At 32.0% G+C, this 19924-nt stretch carries 20 protein-coding genes; 14 read left to right on the forward strand and 6 right to left on the reverse strand.

The genetic code is table 11. The annotated features are described in order from the left end of the window. Positions 1-10 precede the first annotated feature (10 nt). On the reverse strand, positions 11-814 hold the full coding sequence (locus HSACCH_RS07600) for a histidinol-phosphatase HisJ family protein (RefSeq protein ID WP_005488969.1): 804 nt from the start codon (positions 812-814) through the stop codon (positions 11-13). A gap of 183 nt (positions 815-997) precedes the next feature. Here HSACCH_RS07600 and HSACCH_RS07605 point away from each other — a divergent pair, with 183 nt between their 5' ends. From HSACCH_RS07605 to HSACCH_RS07655, 11 genes are all read left to right on the forward strand, one after another. Further along, positions 998-1990 (forward strand): aldo/keto reductase, encoded by a 993-nt coding sequence (locus HSACCH_RS07605; protein WP_005488970.1) that lies wholly within the window; start codon positions 998-1000, stop codon positions 1988-1990. Positions 1991-2204: 214 nt separating this feature from the next. Further along, positions 2205-3470 (forward strand): ATP phosphoribosyltransferase regulatory subunit, encoded by a 1266-nt coding sequence (hisZ, locus tag HSACCH_RS07610; protein ID WP_005488971.1) that lies wholly within the window; start codon positions 2205-2207, stop codon positions 3468-3470. Continuing rightward, complete coding sequence (gene hisG, locus HSACCH_RS07615) at positions 3470-4111, forward strand: ATP phosphoribosyltransferase (RefSeq protein WP_005488972.1); 642 nt, start codon at positions 3470-3472, stop codon at positions 4109-4111. The genes hisZ and hisG overlap by 1 nt, the downstream gene beginning before the upstream one ends. Continuing rightward, positions 4104-5405, forward strand: coding sequence for a histidinol dehydrogenase (gene hisD, locus HSACCH_RS07620; protein ID WP_005488973.1), 1302 nt, complete (start codon positions 4104-4106; stop codon positions 5403-5405). The genes hisG and hisD overlap by 8 nt, the downstream gene beginning before the upstream one ends. A gap of 64 nt (positions 5406-5469) precedes the next feature. Continuing rightward, positions 5470-6582, forward strand: a complete 1113-nt coding sequence (hisC, locus tag HSACCH_RS07625; protein ID WP_005488974.1) for a histidinol-phosphate transaminase — start codon at positions 5470-5472, stop codon at positions 6580-6582. A 6-nt stretch (positions 6583-6588) separates the two neighbouring features. Beyond that, positions 6589-7176: an imidazoleglycerol-phosphate dehydratase HisB gene (gene hisB, locus HSACCH_RS07630; RefSeq protein WP_005488975.1), complete on the forward strand. Its 588-nt coding sequence runs from the start codon at positions 6589-6591 to the stop codon at positions 7174-7176. Beyond that, positions 7177-7782: an imidazole glycerol phosphate synthase subunit HisH gene (gene hisH, locus HSACCH_RS07635; RefSeq protein ID WP_005488977.1), complete on the forward strand. Its 606-nt coding sequence runs from the start codon at positions 7177-7179 to the stop codon at positions 7780-7782. Beyond that, a complete protein-coding gene (hisA, locus tag HSACCH_RS07640) occupies positions 7783-8511 on the forward strand; it encodes a 1-(5-phosphoribosyl)-5-[(5-phosphoribosylamino)methylideneamino]imidazole-4-carboxamide isomerase (protein ID WP_005488979.1) in 729 nt (242 codons plus the stop codon). Next, the gene (gene hisF / locus HSACCH_RS07645) at positions 8504-9280 is read left to right on the forward strand and encodes an imidazole glycerol phosphate synthase subunit HisF (protein WP_005488982.1); all 777 of its coding nucleotides are present in this window, start codon (positions 8504-8506) and stop codon (positions 9278-9280) included. The genes hisA and hisF overlap by 8 nt, the downstream gene beginning before the upstream one ends. A gap of 94 nt (positions 9281-9374) precedes the next feature. After that, positions 9375-10007: a bifunctional phosphoribosyl-AMP cyclohydrolase/phosphoribosyl-ATP diphosphatase HisIE gene (gene hisIE / locus HSACCH_RS07650; protein WP_051056337.1), complete on the forward strand. Its 633-nt coding sequence runs from the start codon at positions 9375-9377 to the stop codon at positions 10005-10007. Positions 10008-10154: 147 nt separating this feature from the next. Further along, complete coding sequence (locus HSACCH_RS07655) at positions 10155-11654, forward strand: GGDEF domain-containing protein (RefSeq protein ID WP_005488985.1); 1500 nt, start codon at positions 10155-10157, stop codon at positions 11652-11654. A 35-nt stretch (positions 11655-11689) separates the two neighbouring features. Here the strand turns inward: HSACCH_RS07655 and HSACCH_RS07660 are convergent, their stop codons facing one another. The 5 genes from HSACCH_RS07660 to HSACCH_RS07680 all read right to left on the reverse strand — a co-directional run bounded on the left by HSACCH_RS07660 (position 11690) and on the right by HSACCH_RS07680 (position 15808). Further along, the gene (locus HSACCH_RS07660) at positions 11690-12466 is read right to left on the reverse strand and encodes a response regulator transcription factor (RefSeq protein ID WP_005488986.1); all 777 of its coding nucleotides are present in this window, start codon (positions 12464-12466) and stop codon (positions 11690-11692) included. 23 nt (positions 12467-12489) lie between these two features. Then, a complete protein-coding gene (locus HSACCH_RS07665; RefSeq protein WP_005488988.1) occupies positions 12490-13821 on the reverse strand; it encodes a DUF4388 domain-containing protein in 1332 nt (443 codons plus the stop codon). Further along, entirely contained in the window at positions 13814-14836 is a 1023-nt protein-coding gene (locus HSACCH_RS07670; RefSeq protein WP_005488989.1) for an ABC transporter substrate-binding protein, read from the reverse strand. Before HSACCH_RS07670 ends, HSACCH_RS07665 begins: the two co-directional genes overlap by 8 nt. Beyond that, positions 14833-15213 (reverse strand): Na-translocating system protein MpsC family protein, encoded by a 381-nt coding sequence (locus HSACCH_RS07675; protein WP_005488990.1) that lies wholly within the window; start codon positions 15211-15213, stop codon positions 14833-14835. The genes HSACCH_RS07670 and HSACCH_RS07675 overlap by 4 nt, the downstream gene beginning before the upstream one ends. Positions 15214-15433: 220 nt before the next feature. Then, a complete protein-coding gene (locus tag HSACCH_RS07680; RefSeq protein ID WP_005488991.1) occupies positions 15434-15808 on the reverse strand; it encodes a DUF2294 domain-containing protein in 375 nt (124 codons plus the stop codon). A gap of 295 nt (positions 15809-16103) precedes the next feature. Between HSACCH_RS07680 and HSACCH_RS07685 the strand changes: the two genes are divergently transcribed. The 3 genes from HSACCH_RS07685 (at position 16104) to HSACCH_RS07695 (ending at position 19921) form a co-directional block, all read left to right on the forward strand. Next, positions 16104-17096: an ABC transporter substrate-binding protein gene (locus tag HSACCH_RS07685; protein ID WP_005488992.1), complete on the forward strand. Its 993-nt coding sequence runs from the start codon at positions 16104-16106 to the stop codon at positions 17094-17096. Positions 17097-17171: 75 nt separating this feature from the next. After that, a complete protein-coding gene (locus HSACCH_RS07690) occupies positions 17172-18812 on the forward strand; it encodes an ABC transporter permease (protein ID WP_005488993.1) in 1641 nt (546 codons plus the stop codon). A gap of 17 nt (positions 18813-18829) precedes the next feature. Further along, positions 18830-19921, forward strand: a complete 1092-nt coding sequence (locus HSACCH_RS07695) for an ABC transporter ATP-binding protein (RefSeq protein WP_005488994.1) — start codon at positions 18830-18832, stop codon at positions 19919-19921. Positions 19922-19924 lie beyond the last annotated feature (3 nt).

Below are 19924 nucleotides of genomic sequence, written 5' to 3' on the forward strand. Positions count from 1 at the left end.
AAAAGATAACTTATATTTTGTGGGGTATTGCTTTCATTTTATTAAAAGTAGTTAGTTCTTCAAAACCAATTTCTTTAAGTTTTTGAATAGTATAATCAAATTTTTGCGCAATATCTTTAGTTTTATGGCTGTCTGAGCCTATAGTTAAAATTTGGCCCCCAAGTTCATAATATAGTTTTAAAATATCAAAACTGGGGAGTGGATTTTCCCCATCCAATCTATAGCCAGAAGTGTTTACTTCAAGGCCTTTGTCTTTTTGAATAATTGTTTTTAAGATACTTTCTATGATTGAAGCGGCTTCCTTATTTTCTAGTAGTTTGGGTTTGTTTTCAAAATCACCATAACGTCTAATGATATCAAGATGTCCCAGTACATTATAATTATCATATTTTCTTACTACTTTAGATACAGTTTTTAAATATTTAATATAGGACTCCCACTGACTGTATCCCTCAAAAAAATCACCATTATATAAATCAGATTTTTCCACAGTATGAAAAGATCCAATCACAAAATCAAAATCATCTTTAAGGTATAGCTGGGATTCTTTAAGAATATGTGATTGGAGTCCCATTTCTATGCCTTTTTTGATAGTTAATTTATTTTCATATTTTTTTTGCATTTTTTTTATCTCTTGTAAATATTTATCTTTATCAATTAAAAACTCGATTGTATCATCTTGATAATCAATATCGTGATGGTCAGTTATAGCTATTTCATTTAAACCTTTTCGAATCGCTGCCTGACAAAGTTCGTCCATTGTCATATCTGAATCAGCAGAAAAATGTGAGTGTAGGTGATAGTCAAAAAACATATTTTTCCTTCCTCTCCTCGATACTTTTATAATGTGTAAAATTAAATTTAATCTTAAAATGAGTATCTTTATATCTATCATAGCATAACAGAAGAGGAAAGCAAATTTTAAGAATAATTTGTATTCAGCTGTCAAATTGAATATAATAAGAATAGATAGCAAACAATTTGGGAGGGGTTAATTATGGAATATAGGACTATTGGTAAAACCGGAGTGCAGGTTTCTTCACTTTGCTTTGGGACAATGCCTTTTGGTGGACTTGCTGATGAAGAAATGTCGCGTAAAATGTTTAAAGCAGCACTTGAGCGGGGAATTAATTTTTTTGATTCAGCAGATGTCTATAATGAAGGGCGCTCAGAAGAACTGTTAGGTAAATTTATGCAGGAAAACAACTGTAGGGATGAATTAGTTATCACCTCTAAAGTTTTTGGGAAAACTGCTGCAGATGTTAATGCCAAAGGTCTTTCTCGTCGACATATTAAAGTTGGGGTGGAAGAAAGTTTAAAAAGATTAAAGACTGACCGGATAGATTTTTATTTTGTACATAGTTTTGATTCTAAGACAGATATGATTCAGACTCTAAGAGCTATGGATGATTTAGTTAAAGAGGGTAAAATATTATATCCAGCAGTTAGTAATTGGGCAGCCTGGCAGATAGAAAAAGCATTAGGGATTTCTAGGCGTGAGAGTTTATCCCGCTTTGAATGTGTACAGCCCATGTATAATCTGGCCAAAAGACAGGCAGAGGTTGAAATATTGCCGATGGCTGAAGCAGAAGATTTAGGTGTTGTTTCTTACAGTCCTTTAGGTGGCGGGCTTTTAACCGGCAAATATGGCAAAGATAAGCGGCCCAGTAAAGGAAGATTAGTAGATAGAGAAGATTATGCAGCTCGCTATGGCTTAAAACAATATTATCAAATTGCTGAAGATTTTACTAATCATGCTGATAAAAGAGGCGTTGATCCTGTTTCTTTAGCAGTAGCCTGGGTTATGTCCAATCCTATAATTACATCGGCGATTATAGGGGCTCGTAATTTAGAACAACTTAAAGGTTCTCTTGGAGCACTGGATATAGAAATGAATGAAAAGTGGAGGAAGGAAATAACAGAACTTTCTATTACTCCTCCCCCTGCAACAGATAGATTGGAAGAACAAAAAAACCTGAGTTATTTTTAAATTAATATTTGGTAAAAACAAAGGTCTGTCAGGGTTTAATTTCCCGGCAGACCTTTATTGATTTTAAATCAAAGTCAAATAGTGTTAAAATTAAGACATCAAAAGAAATTGCTTAAATAACTTGACAGCTGACTTAAATATAATTATAATTAATACAACATTTTAATACTTTAATATGATAAAGCACTAAAATAATAGGTGGGAGGCAAAATAGATGAATGCATTTGTAGAAGGTGTTAGAGATATTTTACCAGCAGAATTAAGAAAGAGAAAAACTATTTATAAAATAATTAGAGAGGTTTTTGAGGCAAATGCCTATAGAGAAGTAATTACTCCAACTTTGGAGTCATTAGAATTATATGCGGGTATTGAGGGTTTGGTTGATAAAAGTGAGATGTTTAAAGTTGTTGATGATAAAGGACAAATTTTAGTTTTAAGGCCTGACTTGACAATGCCAATTGCTCGATTGGCAGCAAGTCGCTTTCAAGATAGTCCACGCCCTTTAAAGTTTTCTTATTTGAGTTCAGCTTTTCAATCAAAGAATTCCCAAAGTTTAAGTCTTAAAGAAAAAACTCAGGCTGGAGTCGAACTGATAGGTTCGGCAGCTTTGAAATCTGATTTAGAAATGATTCTACTTTTAATAAAAACAATGAAAAAAGTAGGAGTAGAAAAACCATTGATTGATATAGGACATGCTGATTTAATAAATGAAATATTTACAGATTTAAAAATTGCAGAAAATGAAAAGAGAGACCTAAGAGAGCTTTTGGCTGCTAAAAATAGAATTGGAATAAAAAATTATATTAAAGAGATTGAGCTTAGCAAAAATGCAGAAGAAGTGTTGTTAAGATTGCCATCATTATTTGGTGATCCGAAAGAGGTTGTTAAAGAATTAAAGAATATGCCTTTATCATCTGAAACAAAAGAAGCTTTAAAAAAATTAGAAGAACTATTTAATAAATTAGCAATTTTTGATGCTCTTAAATATATTACTTTTGATCCAATGTTAATTTCTCGGCATGGTTATTATACAGGACTTATATTTAAAGGTTATGCAAAAGGATATAGTAATTTACTGGCAAGTGGTGGGCGTTATGATAATTTAACAGAAAAATTTGGCGTTGAAGAACCAGCAGTTGGTTTTGCTTTAGAAATAGAAAATCTTCTTGATTATTTAAATAAAACTGAAAATTTTAGTGAGAACATACAAAAAAGATTTTTGATCTCTTTTGAAAAAGAAAATGATTTCAAACTTGCTTATGAGTTGGCCGAAGATTTAAGAAATATTGGTTTTGTAGCAGAGGTCTATAATAAGGCAGATAGAGAATATTTAGACTTTCAGCAGGTAGATTACAAAATTTATTTAAAAGCTGATACACTAAAATTAAGAAAAAATAATGGGGAAGAATCCATAATTGAAAAAAACAAGAAAGAAGCACTGGAGTATTTGATCTTAAATAAAATAGAGGAGTGGGAATAATGGATAATCTCTGTATTGCCATGGCTAAAGGAAGACTGGCTAAAGAAGCAGTTAAGCTTTTTCGTCAGGCTGATTATAATTTACCCGAAAATATGCTTAAATCACGTAAGTTGATTTTTGAAATAGAAAGTGAAAAATTAGAAATTATTCTTGTTAAACCAGCTGATGTGCCGATTTACGTAGAGTATGGCACTGCTGACTTAGGAATTGTGGGGAAAGACACATTATTAGAAGAAAATCGCGATCTTTATGAAGTCTTAGATTTGAAATATGGAGTCTGTGAATTTGCATTAGCGGGATTGCCGGATCGTAAAGATACATTACTGGAGCGAAAAGTTGCAACCAAATATCCTGATTTTACTCGACGCTATTTTAGAAGCAAAGGTGAACCAGTAGAAATAATAAAACTTAATGGGTCAATTGAGCTGGCTCCTTTAACTGGACTTGCGGACACGATTTTGGATATTGTAGAGACTGGCAGAACCTTAAAGGAAAACGGGCTTGTGATTTATGAGAGTATTAGAGATTTATCTGCTCGTTTAATTGTAAATAAAGTAAGTATGAAAACAAGACAAAAAGAAATTGAAATTATTATTGAAGCTTTAGATAAAGTAGTTAATGGAGATGATAATAATGCTTAAAATTAAAAGAATTAAAGATGGCCGAAAAAATGTTGATCAAGTTAAGGAATTATTGGATAGTCGCTCTGGAGATAACCTAGCTAAATATAGAGATGTTGCAGCAGATGTTTTAAAGAAGGTAAAAGCAGAAGGAGATCAAGCAGTTTTAGATTATACTTCTCGTTTTGATGGAGTTGAATTTGATGCTTCAGAACTTGAAGTAACTGAGGCAGAAATCAAAGCTGCTTTAAAAGAGGTGGATACTGATTTTATTGAAGCTTTAAAAAATGCAGCAGTAAATATAGAAGAGTTTCATGCTGAACAAAAAGATAAGTCCTGGCAGAAGCAAAAAAAGCCTGGAATTATTACCGGTCAGGTCTGTAGACCACTAAAAAAGGCGGGAGTCTATGTACCTGGAGGTAGAGCAGCTTATCCGTCTTCTGTTTTAATGACTGTTATTCCAGCTAAAGTAGCTGGGGTTGAAGAAATAATAATGCTAACACCTCCTGATAAAGAGGGAAAGGTAAGTCCAGTAATTCTAGCAGCAGCTGAAATTGCCGGTGCTGATAGGATCTTTAAAGTTGGTGGAGCTCAGGCAGTGGCTGCAGCAGCTTATGGAACTGAAACAATTCCTGGTGTTGATATTATTGTTGGGCCAGGTAATATTTATGTTTCAATGGCCAAAGAACTAGTTTTTGGACAAGTTAAAATCGATATGATTGCTGGTCCCAGTGAAATTATGATTATGGCAGAAAAAGATTCTAATCCAGCTTATATAGCAGCTGATTTAATGAGTCAGGCGGAACATGATCCGCTTGCATCTTCAATTTTGGTTACCGATGCACCAGAGCTGATTGGAGAAGTGGAAAGAGAATTAGAAAAGCAAATTGAAAAAATGAGCAAAAAAGATATTATCAAAGAATCACTGGAAAACTTTGGTTTGATGATTGAAGTTGAAAACCAGAAAGCAGCAATGGAAATGATTAATTTGGTTGCACCTGAACATTTAGAATTGGCAGTTAAAAATCCATTTGAACTACTGCCAGCAGTAGAAAATGCAGGTTCGATCTTTTTAGGGGAATATACGCCTGAGCCAATTGGCGATTATTATGCAGGACCAAATCATGTGCTGCCAACAAATTCTACCGCCCGATTCTTTTCACCTTTATCTGTCAGAGATTTCGTTAAGTACTCAGGATTTATTCATTACAGTAAAGAGGCACTTAAAGAAGCCAGTGGCGATGTAATTTGTTTGGCAGAGGGAGAAGGACTCGATGCTCATGCTAACTCAGTTAGAATTAGAAAAGAAAATTAAATTATTAGAATATAAATATAGATTTTAGTACTCAAATAAGTATTAAAAATTGAAGGAGGAAATAATGAGCAGTAATAATTTAAATAAAAAAGAGCAAAACTTAAAAGAACTGCTGAGACCTGAAGTTAAAGAAATTTCTCCTTACTATGGGGAAGAAGACAACTTTGAGGTTGAAATTAATTTAGCAGGTAATGAATCTCCCTTTGATTTGCCGCAGGAAATTAAGAAAAAATTTAAGGCAGAATTTGATAAGCATGATATAAACCGCTATCCTGAAATTTACTCGGAACGTTTACATCAGACTTTAGCTGATTATCTAAGCAGAGAACTGAATCAAGAAGTCAATACCAAAGAAGTAATAGTTGGTAATGGTTCAGATGAAATCCTTGATATGCTGATTAGAACTTTTGTTGAATCTGGAGATGTTGTGCTTTCACAGGCCCCAACTTTTTCGATGTATAAATATTTCACCAAATTAAACAGTGGGCAGTATCAGGAAATTTTCTTAGATGAAGAATTTGATTTTAAAAATTTAAAAGAAAAAATTGATAAATTAAAACCGAAACTGATTTTTCTCTGTTCTCCCAATAATCCAACTGGTGAAACTATAGAAAAAGATTTGGTTTTAAAGTTGGCTGATTATTTTGCTGGACCGGTTATAGTAGATGAGGCTTATGCAGACTTCAGTGAAATTGATCTGATGCCTGATGTTAAAAACTATCCTAATTTAGCAGTGACTAGAACTTTTTCTAAAGCTTTTGGTCTAGCAGGCATTCGTTTTGGTTATTTATATGGGAATGAAGTCTTAGTCGAAGAGCTAAAAAAAGTATTAAAACCTTATAATTTAAACTCTTTAACTGATATGTTGGCTTGTTTAATACTCAACAATAATGATATTATAAAAGAAAGAATTGAATTTATTAAAAAAGAAAGACAAAAGCTTTATCAAAATTTAAATCAGTATCAAAACTGGCAGCTTTATCCTTCGATGGCCAATTTTTTGTATATTGAAGGGGAAAAAACTTTAGAATTTAAAAAGATTTTAAATCAGCGTGGGATAAAAATAAGATCTTATTCAAAAAAGAATCCAGCAATTAGAATTACTGTTGGTAGTCAAGAAGAAAATAAAGCTGTTTTAGAAGCTTTTGCAGAATTTAAAGAAAAAAATTGGGAGTGATTTAAGATGAGTAGAGATCGGGTAGCAGTTGAGCAGCGCAAAACTACAGAAACAGAAATTATTGCCAGTGTAAATTTAGATGGGGAAGGTCGAAGTGAAATAAAAACTGGAATCGGATTTTTTGACCATATGCTGGAGCAAATTGCCCGCCACGGCAATATTGATCTGGAGCTTTCGGCAAAAGGTGATCTTCATATTGATACTCACCACAGCATCGAAGATACAGGTATTGCTTTAGGTAAGGCTTTTGCTAAGGCAATAGGTAACAAGAAGGGAATAACCCGTTTTAGTAGTGCTTTAGTTCCGTTGGACGAAACTTTAGTGAGAGCAGTTGTTGATATTAGTGGCCGTCCTTATTTATATACCGATTTACCATTCAGCAGAGAAATGGTTGGAGATTTCCCTTCTGAAATGGTAAATGAATTTATGCGGGCTTTTGCTTTTAATGCAGGGATTACACTACATTTAGAGATACTACATGGTGAGAACTGCCACCATCAGATTGAGGCTGTATTTAAAGCACTAGCTCGAGCACTTAAAGATGCAGTTGAAATTGAGTCAGATAAAATTCCGTCAACGAAAGGCGTGCTTTAAATGATAGCGATTATAGATTATGGAGCAGGAAATTTAAATAGCATTCAAAAAGCGCTGGAGTTTATAGGAGAAAAGACTATTATTTTAGAAACAGGAAATTTAAAGGAAATAGATAAATATTCAGGGCTGGTTTTGCCAGGAGTAGGTGCTTTTCCAGGAGCAATGAAAAGATTAAAAGAAAATAAATTTGATGAATTTATAGATGCTTTTGTGGCTACTGGCAAACCATTTTTAGGAGTTTGTTTAGGGATGCAGCTTTTATTTGAGTGGGGTTTTGAGGATCAAAAAACAGAAGGGCTGGGACTTCTTAAAGGAGATATTATCAAAATGAAGACTGAATACAAGATTCCACATATGGGATGGAATCAGCTGGAAATAGTTAAAAATGATCCATTATTTGAAGGGCTGCCAGAAAACCCCCATTTTTATTTTGTGCATTCCTATCAGTTAGCTGAGATTACAGATGAGGTATTGGCTACAGTTGGTTATGGGACTACAATTCCAGCAGTTATCAGAAAAGATAATGTTATTGCTTTTCAGTTTCATCCCGAAAAAAGTGGAGATAATGGAATTAAACTTTTAAAAAATTTTAGGGAGCTGTTATAGATGATAGTATTGCCGGCAATTGATTTGAAAGCAGGTGAGGTAGTTAGACTGAAGCAGGGTGATTTTAAACGCAAAACTGTTTATAGTCAGAATCCACTTCAGATTGCAAAAGATTTTGCGGCGAATGGAGCTAATTGGCTTCATTTAGTTGATTTAGATGGTGCCTCGGCAGGTGAGAGTAAAAATTTTAATGTTATCAAAAAAATTGCAGCAGAAACTGAGCTTAAGATTCAGACTGGGGGCGGTGTCCGAAAAAAAGAAGACGTAAAACGCCTGTTAGATCTGGGAGTAAAAAGAGCTATAATTGGGACTCTGGCAGTTAAAGATCCAGAAATTCTATCAGAGATAATTGAAGAATTTGGAGCAGAAAGTATTTTAGTTAGTATTGATGCCCGGGATGGAAAAGTTGCAACCTCTGGTTGGCTGGAAGCAAGTGAAAGAGATATGCTCGATTTTGCTCAAGAAATGGAAGCTCTAGGTGTGAAATATATATTATATACTGATATCGGCCGAGATGGCATGCTCAGCGGACCTGATTTTGAAGGTTTAAAAAAGTTAAAAGCGGAAACCAATTTAAAGATTATTGCTTCTGGTGGAGTCAGTTCGAATCAAGACTTATATGATCTGGCTGCTGAAGATTTTTATGGTGCAATTACCGGTCAGGCGATTTATCAAGATAAAGTAAATTTGAAAAAAGTTTTAAAAAAGCTGGGTGAAGTAAATGCTTAAAAAAAGAATTATACCTTGTTTGGATATCAAAGATGGCAGGGTTGTAAAAGGTGTAAATTTTGTTGGCCTAAGAGATGCTGGAGATCCAGTCGAATCTGCTAAAGAATATAATGATCTGGGAGCAGATGAGCTTGTTTTTTTAGATATTACTGCAACTAAGGAAAAGCGTAAAACTTTAGCTGAACTGGTAGAAAAAGTTGCAGCACAGGTCTTTATTCCGCTGACAGTTGGTGGTGGAATCAGAACTGTAGAAGATATGCAGTTTATTTTAAGAGCTGGAGCTGATAAAGTTTCAGTAAATTCAGCTGCAGTCAAAAACCCAGAGCTGGTAAAAGAGGGTGCACTTAAATTCGGTTCTCAGTGTATTGTTGGAGCTGTTGATGCAGCTAAAAGAGATTCGGGTAATGGCTGGGAAATTTTCATTCACGGCGGCAGTAAGGAAACAGGGATTGATTTAATTGACTGGGTTAAAGAGCTGGAAGAGCTGGGAGCTGGGGAAATTTTATTGACCAGTATTAATTCTGATGGTACCAAAGATGGTTTTGATTTGGAGATGTTAAAAGCTGTAACAGAGGCAGTTAATATTCCAGTTATTGCTTCTGGTGGTGCTGGTAGTATTCAACATTTTATAGATGTTTTTAAAAATACAGGAGCAGATGCAGCTTTAGCAGCTTCGATTTTTCATTTTGGGGAAATAGCTATCAGAGATGTAAAATTTGAGCTTAAAAAAGAAGAGATACCAGTCAGAATTGAAAAAAATAAATCATAAAAGTTTTATATATCAGAACAGAAAGGGTGATTTAGTGTTAGAAATTATTAATCAATTAGAAGAGATTGATTTTAAATATAATTCTCAGGAATTAATGCCTGCAGTTGTTCAAGATTATCAGACTAAAGAGGTACTGATGGTGGCATATGTAAATGAGCAGTCACTTAATTTAAGTTTAAAAAAGGGAGAAACAGTTTTTTACAGCCGCTCTCGGCAGGAACTATGGCATAAAGGGGAAAGTTCCGGCAATACACAAGAAATTAAAGAAATTTATTATGACTGTGACCAGGACACTATTTTGTTTATGGTTGATCCGGCTGGACCTGCTTGTCATACAGGGGAAAATTCATGTTTTTATCGTAAAATTGCAGAGGAAACTGAGGCAAAGGCTGAGAAAATGATGGAAATGCAGCAGCAGGCTCAGAGCATAGAAACTGACTTTAAAATTGATCAAGTAGTAGATTTTCTTTATGATTTGATTTTACAAAGAAAAGAAGAAAGGCCGGAAGAATCTTATACTACTTACCTTTTTGAAGAGGGGATAGATAAAATTTTAAAAAAGGTTGGAGAGGAATCAGCAGAAGTAATTATTGCTTCTAAAAATGATCCAGATCAAGAATTGGTTTATGAAACTGCTGATTTAGTTTATCATATGCTGGTTTTACTGGCTGAAAAAGGAATAACACCGGATCAGATAAGAGAAGAATTAAAAAAGCGACATAAATAGGTAAATATATATATCTGCCAGATAGCAAGATCTAGCTTGTTTATTTGGAACTTTATTTCAAAAAGACGGTTCTGTAGATCAGGGCTGTCTTTTTTTTAATTGTGTGGTATAATATAGAAAAATAATTATCTTTTAGGAGGAGGTAGTTTGGACAAATTATTTAAAAATTTTAAATATATAATCATAATACTTTTAGCAATGATTATGATTTTTATTTTTTCTAGTCAATACAGCAGTATTAAAAATATTATTATAGACAAGTATAAGAGCCATCAGCAGTTAGTGGAAAAAAATATCATTCAAACTGTTAATTATATAGATAGTTCTTATAAAGTAGTGGAGCAGGAATTAAATCAAGAGATGAAGGAATATTCAAAGTTAATAGTAGATAAGTATCAAAATAATTCTGATATTATGGGCTGGAATTTAGAAGAATTAAAAGAAAAATTTAAGTACTATGATATTTATATTATAAACACTGATTTAAAAATAATAAGGACGACTAATGAGGATGATTTAGGACTTGATTTTTCTAAATTTGGAAATTTTGCTAATATAGTCAAGAAGCGGCTTGAAGGGGATTCTTTTGAGGCTGACCGTATTGATTTGTCAACCCAGACTGGTGAAGTAAAAAAGTATAGCTATCTGCCAACTCCTGATAATAAATATCTAATAGAGCTTAGTATAGCGGTTGAGGATAAGTATCCAAGTTTTAAACAATTAAACATGTTTACAGATGCAGGCGAATTAACTAAAGAATATGAGATAGTAGAAGAAATTGCTTTTTACAGTGTTGAGCCGATCAATTATGGTGTGGCCAAATTGAGAAGCAGCAAAAAACCTTATTTAGATCCTGATGTGTCAGACGTAAGAGAAGATTTAGCTCGAAAGGCTGTTTTAACTGGCAAAATGCAGTCAGCAGAGATTGAAGAAGATAATTTAAAGTACAGCCTTAGATTTTTTCCAACTTTAGTCAGTAATCAAGATAAACATCAGGGATGGAATTCATATGTTGTTGGAATTACTTATAACGATCAAGTAATGGCAGCTGAATTAAATAAACATCAATATTTATTTGGTATTAATATTTTGTTAATGAGTATTTTCTTTATTGCTTTTGTTATAATTGTTATTTATTTAATAAATAAGTTCGAACATCAGGCCAATCATGATAAGCTAACAGGACTAGCAAATAGAAAATTATTTGTAAATGAATTTAAAGAGATTGAAACAGAAGCAAATAAATTAAATTCTAAAGCAGCCATTATTTTCATAGATATTGATAAATTTAAGGAAATCAATGATAATTATGGACACGATTTTGGAGATAGAGTTTTAGAAAAAATTGCTTTTAGAATGAAAAATAATTTAAAGTCCGAAGACAAACTGGCAAGAATGGGTGGAGATGAATTTGTTTTAGCTTTAAGTAACATTTCTTCTCAAGAAGAAGCAATAAAAATTACTCAGCGTTTGATAAATAAATTTAATGAACCATTGTCAATAAAAGGAGAAAAAATAAATATTAGCCTGAGTGCTGGTATTAGTATTTATCCTAATGATGGTAAAAATCTAGAAGATTTAATTAAAAATGCTGATTATGCAATGTATCAGGCTAAAAAAAATAATAAAGATTTAGAAATTAGGTAAATATAATTTTGGGAGGCGGATAATTCCGCCTTTTTTTAATGGATTGTATCCAGATGCAAGTATCCCATCTTAATAGATCTAGCTATTGCTTGCACTATATTTGCTGCACATAATTTTTGACAGATTTTATTGCGGTGGTATTTAATTGCAGCTTCAGATAGATTTAAATTTTCACTAATTTCTTTAATAGTTAAACCATTTGCAGAAAGCTTTAAAATTTTACTTCTAATTTCAGTAAGCGAATCACTATTTTCTTTGTAATAATTAATTGAATTTAAATCATTGCTAATTTTGCTGCGTAAGAGCTCTAGAATTAGTCGTAAATCTTCTTTTTTATTCTTAGTCAAATTGTCATTTAAAATGCACAAATAGGCACTTTTATTATTTGTTTTAACTGGAGCAGTTATACTCATCCAATGCTGTAAAAATTCGCAATAATTTTCATCCCCTAAAAAACAAACTGTTTCCTCTGTTTCCATTGCCAGAGAAACTGAATTAGTTCCACAACTTTTTTCTGTGAAGTATACTCCTTCTTTGAGTTTATCTAAGTAACTTATCTTTTTAATTTTTTTAGGTATATATGATTTAATTAAAATGCCTTTTTCATCAAATAATAAATAGCAATTATTATCTAGATGATAATTTTTAACAATATATTCAACGTTATGATTAAAGCTTTTGATTAGCTTCTCATTTGAGTTATGGGATTGTTCCAAAATTTCTCTAGCTGCAGTTTCTTGAGGGAAATTTATTTTTTTGGAAATACCCATTTGGTAACATCTGAACCAAGAATTTTTTAAGCTGCTTAACATAAACTTGCCTCCTTTGAAGTATATTACATTTTTTGTGGAAAAGGTATAATATTGTCTAAATTATAATCTTTGCTTTTATTTAATTCTTCTGCTCTTATTGTAATTAGTCCAGCTACTATTAAACGATAAGCAATTTCAAAAGTTTTTTCTGGATTCCAAGCTAAAATTTTTCTTAAATCTTGTAGTGTTTTTTGACCATTAATCAGATTGAGAATAGTTTCTTCATCACTGTTGAGATTAATCGAATCAGCAGCTCTTTTAATTTTTGATACAGCTGGGTAGATAATAATATTTTCTGAAGGAATTAACTGCTTGAAAATTTTTTGACTCTGAACTTGTCGAGCCAGATTTAATAATAACTCATTAAACTTATTATCAATAATTTTTTTATCGCTTTTTAAATTGGGGCTAAATTTAAATTCTCCCCTTTGCCAGTGCAAAAATTCAAAAAGGGCTTTTTCACCTTTTGAATCATCTAAAATAGCATTAATAATCTCTCCATTTTTAAAATAGATTATTCCGAATTTATTCTTTTGCTTTAAGACAAGGCCTCCATTATGTTTAGCAGTATTTAATAATTTTAAGAGAGTAGTAATATTAAAGATCTTCAAATCTCCTTCATAACTGATAGCTTTTTTTGCAACTTTACTGACAAAATATTTTAAATCTATTCTCATTTCTTCAAGTGTTTCTGCTAAAAAAGAAAATTCATCTTTGCTTTTGACTGAGATAGGATTATTAAAATCTCCCTCAGCAATTTTTCTTGAACTTTCAACTAATTTATTAATTGGTTTAACTATATTCTTAGAAATAATTAATGAAATTAGGAGTCCGAAAATTATAAAAATTATAGACATTAGATATATCTGATAACGAGTATTATAAATCATCTGGTTTAGAAATGATAAAGAATATCTAAATTCTAAAAATCCCCAAAGGTTGTCATATGCAATTATTGGAGCTTTAACATTCAAATAGTCATTATTAAATTCTAATCGATTGCTTTTCGCATTAGAATCAATATTTATTTTCTGTCCAATAGTCGATTCATCAGTAGAAATTTCGATTATACCCTGAGCATTTGTCACAGAAACTCTGTTTATATTAGAATCAGGGTCATTTTTTAAGTTGTTAATAATGCTTGTAAGGGAGGAATAGTTTTCCATAACTATTGGTTCAGCACTATATTTTACTATTATATTTGCCAGCAAATTACTACTTGAAGTAATCTGATCCTTATAAGCTTGTTTTGTCTCTTTTAAGAGGGTATAACTTATACCAGTAACAGTTGTGATTATTAAAAGCGAGATTATTATACTTAATTTTAAATAAAAAGGAATTTTAATATCACTCAATATTTTCTCCTCCAAAATATATTTCCTGCTGCCAGAAAGCAAGGTTCTTTTTTTTATTTAGTGCAGATGATTTTAAATTATAATCAATTAAATTAGCATTTTCTAATTTAATTGATGCTTCAGGTATTTTAGCTAAAAAATTTGTAGGTAAACGATATTCTCCAATTTCAGAATAGAGATTTTGTCCTTTTTCACTTAACATAAAATCAACAAAGCTTTTTGCTTTATCCAGATTATGACTGTCTTTAATAATTGCCATACCACCAATTTCATAACCGGTTCCTTCGGCTGGTATAATTAGTTCTAACTTATAGCCCTCTTTTTGAAGCTTTTGTATATCATGGCTAAAAGAAATTCCAACTGCAGAATGACCTAAAGCAGTTAATTTACTAGCCATAGCGCCACTGTTTGTATACTCTTTGATATTTTGACTAATCTGTTTAAGTATTATTTTAGCTTCTTCATTTGAGAAACTTTGCAAGACTGTAGAAAGAATTGTATAACCGGTTCCGGAAGAAACTGGGTTGGGAATAGTAATTAAATTTTTATACTGAGGATCTGCTAAATCGCGCCAGCTTTTGGGTGGATTAATCCCTAGCTTTTCTAGTTTTTTATTATTAACAGCAAAACCAATAGAGCCAATATAGATTCCCCACCAGCGATCTTGATTATCCATATATTCATAAGGTATCTGATCTTTATAAGGGGATGAATATTTATAGAATCGATCTTCTTCTGCAGCTAAATAATATAGTTCAGCTGGACCACCAAATAGAATATCAACTTCCGGTCTATAGTCTTTTTGTCTTCTTAAAATATTCAATAAAATTCCGGTTGATTTGCGAACTAATTTGGTTTTAATACCACTATAGTTTTCAAAAGCATTAATATAGGTTTGGGCCTCATTTTGCTGTAAAGCAGTATAAATTATTAATTTATCTTCTGCAGCTTTAGTAGTAGAACTGAGTAAAGAAAGTAATAAAAAAGCAATTAATAATTTTCTGCATGTTTTCATTTCAACTGTTCCTTTAATCTTGAAATAATAATTGTTTCATTTAACTCTGGATTAGTATCGATAGTAAGAGATAAGACCTGAGTATTTAATTTGTTTTCTAACATAAACTTGAGTACATTTTTTATTCCGTTCATTTCTTTTATTTTTAATTGTTTTAATAAAATCCTGCCCTCTTCCGTCTTTGCGAATTCTTCTTCAGCTGGGCTTAAATTACCGCAGCTTCTTATTATAATCAAATCATCAACTAAATATATTTTTAAATGATTTGATTTTTTACCCCAGTATTTTTTTTCTACTTTCCTAAAAATAACAGCGATTTCTTTCTCCCGAGGAGACATTTCTTCTTTATCAGTGTTTCTAACAGAATTACTCTTCATATTAACACCTCTTTATAAAATTGGAATTTTTATCTAAAAAACAGAAAAACCATCACCAAAAAATCCCATAGAAAAAGCAAGGAATTATTTGATGATGGTTACTCTCTAGACAGCCCCCTACCTAAAGTAGTTTGCCGTGTATCTAGTTACCATTTTGTTGTGTCTAATATATATTAACATTAAATTTAATTAAAAGCAAGCTATAATTAGAATTTTTACACTATTTGCTCATTATCTTTCTTTCTAAATTTTCTTCTAGAGAAAAAACAATTATTCTTTCACCATTTTCTGTGCTGATATCAGAATGAACAGCTAGTACATCAAGAGAGGTAATATCTTTGATTAGAGTTGATAAAATTTCACGAGAGTTTTCTATTAACTTTACTCTTAGTTCTTTGATTAATTTAACACCCGTTTCTTCTTTAGCAAGTTGTTGCTCTGCTAGAGTTAAAACTCCCTTTTCCTTGATTAAAATATTGTCCTCTATAATATATGTTTTAATATTCTGTGGTCCTCGCCCAATATATTCTTTTTCAAATTTCATTATAAGTTCTGAGATTTCAGCTTCAATTTGTCCTTTAGTCTTTTTTGACATAATTAAATTCACCTTTCTAAAAATCTTCACTTAAATATTTATTCTTCAGAAATAGTAGATTTCCTTTAAAAAATTTGGATTAGTTTAAACAAAAGTATAAAAGCAATGGTTTTTTTTAAAAAAATTATACTTTTGTTTAAACTAAAAATTAGTCTTAAAAAAAGTTTAAACCTTTGCTTATTGTTTTCATAATTTTCTTGTGTTAGTGTTGAAGATAGTTAATCTAACGGGAGGTGAAAAGTAACTTCTATTAGTTTTTTCAATAAACATAAAAAAAATTAGGAGGAATTTATTTATGAAAAATTTATTTTTAAGTTTATTATTAGCAGTTTTAATTATTGGTTTAATGTCAGCACCAATTTTAGCAGAAAGTGTTAATGTTTATACCAGTCTTGACGAAGAGTTAGCCCGTACAGTATTCGAAAGGTATCAAGACGAGACAGGTGTAGAGATTAGATGGGTTCGTTTATCTACAGGAGAAGCAGTTTCTAGAATGATGGCAGAGTCTGCAAATCCTCAGGCCAGCATCTGGGTTGGGGGAGTAGGACTTGGACATATTCAGGCTAAAGATAGTGGACTTACAATTCCATTTGAAGCAGAAAATGCACAGCATGTTCCAGCAAACTTTAAAGATCCAGATAATTATTGGACAGGGATTTATGCTGGTCCACTTTGTTTTGTAAGCAACACTGGTCGTTTAGAAGAGCTTGGTTTAGAAGCGCCTAAATCTTGGGCAGACATAGTAAAGCCAGAATATGAAAATCAAGTTCAGGTTGCAAATCCAGGAACATCTGGAACATCTTATAATGTTTTAGCTACTATGGTACAAATCATGGGTGAAGACGAAGCTTTTGAATATATGAAGAAGTTAGATAGAAGTGTAGTTCAGTATACAAGATCAGGTTCAGCTCCTGGTAAAAACGCAGCTATTGGTGAAGTACCAATTGGAATTGGGTATGCACATGATCAGGTAAAACTTAAATCACAAGGTTATCCTCTAGAAATCACTTTCCCAGAAGAAGGTACAGGTTATGAGGTAGCATCTATTTCTTTAATCAAAGGTGGCGACGAAACTGAAACAGCTAAAGAGTTATATAACTGGTTGTTAAGTGAAGAAGCAGCACAAATATATGCTGATACATTTGTAGTGCCCTTTAGAGATGCTGAATTACAGCCTGGTGCAGTTCCAATTTCTGAAGTAAACACAATTGATCAGGATGATGTTTGGGCAGGAAAAAATAAAGAAAGACTTGTTGAAAGATGGAATGATGAGATTTATAGCCAGTAACTTTTAGATAGAAAGATATAGGAAATTGATGGGCGGATTAATTTCTGCCCATCAAAATTTTAAAGGGGTGAAAAGATGCAAAGAAATAAAGATTCTATTACTAGAATAACTGTAACAGTGATATTTTCTTTAATTGCTTTATTTGTGGTATATCCTTTAATCAAAGTAATTATAGAAAGTGTCATGCCAAATGGCAGTTTTTCTTTATCTGAATATAAATACATATTTGAAAAAGAATGGCTACGTAGAACATTCTTTAATAGTATAAGATTGGGAGTTATTGTTGCAACTTCATCAACTATTGTGGGTTATATAGCAGCTTATAGTCTTTATAAAGTTAAATTACCAGGTCGTGGTTTTTTTAGACAAATTGTTATGTTACCCCTTATTTCTCCACCTTTTATGCTTACAATTTCAATAATTTTACTTTTAGGGAGAAATGGTTTAATTACAAAAAAGATTTTAGGAATTACTAGTTATAGCATTTATGGGCTGCATGGTTTAGTTCTTGTTCAGACTTTATGTATGTTTCCAATCGCTTATCGAGTTTTAACAGGTGTTTTAGCAAGGATAAGTCCGGAGCTAGAAAATGCTGCTTTAAATTTAGGGAGTACAAAATCTTATGTTTTTCGCTCAATAACTTTTCCACTATCTATTCCAGGAGTAGCAAGTGCCTGGCTTTTAGTATTTGTAACATCTATAGCTGATTTTGCTAACCCAATGGTTATTGCAGGTAATTATGATGTACTTTCGGTTCAAGCTTACCTCCAATTTACAGGTATGTACAATATTCCAAGAGGTTCAGCTTTAGCAATTATGCTCTTGATCCCAGCTCTAATTGCTTTTATAGTAGAAAAATATTGGATTTCAAGAAAATCATTTATAACAGTAACTGGAAAGCCAACTGGGGCTAAACAAGATATGGTCTCAAAGACCACTAAAAATTTATTGCTTGGATTTTTATCTTCTCTAACATTTATTATACTTTTATTTTATTTAACAGTGATAGCAGGTTCTTTCTTTAAATTATGGGGAATTGACTATTCTTTGACATTAGAACATTTCAAATATTCTTGGGATGTAGGTTTTAATAGTATTAAAGATACTATATTCCTAGCGAGTGTAGCAACACCATTTACTGGTCTTTTAGGGATGATAGTTGCTTACTTAGTTGTTCGTAAAAACTTTTATGGAAAACATATACTACAATTTTCTTCATTACTAAGTTTTGCAGTGCCTGGAACTGTTGTTGGTATAGGATATGTTTTAGCTTTTAATGAAAAACCATTTCTATTAACTGGTACGGCAGCAATAATAATCCTATGTTTTATTTTTAGAAATATGCCGGTTGGTTTAGAAGCAGGGATTGCCTCCTTAAAGCAGATTGATCCTTCTATAGAAGAAGCTTCCACAGATTTAGGTGCAGATAGTGCTTATACTTTTAGTAAAATTACTTTACCACTAATTAAGCCAGCTTTCTTTTCAGGACTTTCTTATAGTTTTGTTAGAGCTATGACTGCAGTAAGTGCGATTATCTTTTTAGTTTCTGCAAGATGGAACCATCTGACAACTCTAATTTTAGCTCAGACAGAGATTATGAGATTGGGAGCAGCAAGTGTATTATCCTTAATTTTAATAGCGATAGTTATGTTTGTCTTTTATTTAATGGGTAAATTTATTGGTGATGATGAAGATTTAAGTGAAATGATGACTTAATTGTAGGAGGAATAAAAATGAATGATACAGCAGTTAAATTAACTGATATTACAAAAATATTTAAATCAAAAAAATCAGATGATAAAGTCATTGCAGTTAATGACTTTGACTTAAATATAGAAGAGGGAGAACTTGTAACGCTTTTAGGACCTTCTGGATGTGGAAAAACTACAACTTTAAGAATGGTTGCTGGATTTGAGACTCCAAGCTCAGGTAGCATATATTTAGGTGGAGAAGATGTTGTTAATAGGCCTGCCAATAAAAGGGATACAGCAATGGTTTTTCAAAGTTATGGTCTCTTTCCCCATATGACCATTTTTGAGAATATAACCTATGGTTTAAGATTTAAAGATATGAATAAAAAAGCTGTTAAAGAAAAAGCAGCAGAAATTATGGAACTTGTAGGATTAAGTGGTTATGGTAATAGAAACCCAGGAGAGTTATCAGGAGGTCAGCAGCAGCGGGTTGCACTTGCAAGAGCTTTAGTAGTTGAACCAAAAGTTTTATTATTTGATGAGCCGCTTTCTAATCTTGATGCAAAATTAAGAGAATCAATGCGGGATGAAATTAGGAAACTTCAAAAAAGGCTTTCGATTACCTCTTTATATGTAACTCATGATCAGATTGAAGCAATGAGTATTTCAGATAGAATTGTAGTTATGAATAAAGGTGAAATTGAACAGATTGGATCTCCAGAAGAAATTTATTATAAACCTGACACAAAATTTGTAGCTGATTTCATTGGTAAGGTTAACTTTCTGAGTGGAAAAGTCAGTAAAAAAGAAGGAAACTTAATCGATATTGATTTAGGTTACAATAAAATTGAAGGAATTGAACAAAAAATAGAATTAAATAAAAACGAAGAAGTTACAATTGCAGTAAGACCTGAATCATTAATTGTGGATGAACAGGGTAAAGGTTTTCTAGATGCTGAAGTAATAAGAAAAACATATCTAGGATCTTATTATCAATATGTACTAAAAATGCCTGATGGAAATATTATTACGGTTGATGTAGTTAATCCAATTAATAAAAAAGAATATAATGTTGGCGGGGAAGTAAGCATTTCTTTTCCTGTTGATGAGCTTCATGTTATAGCAGAAGCCTAGCAA

Origin of the sequence: Halanaerobium saccharolyticum subsp. saccharolyticum DSM 6643, from assembly GCF_000350165.1 — a bacterium.
Classification (GTDB): domain Bacteria; phylum Bacillota; class Halanaerobiia; order Halanaerobiales; family Halanaerobiaceae; genus Halanaerobium; species Halanaerobium saccharolyticum.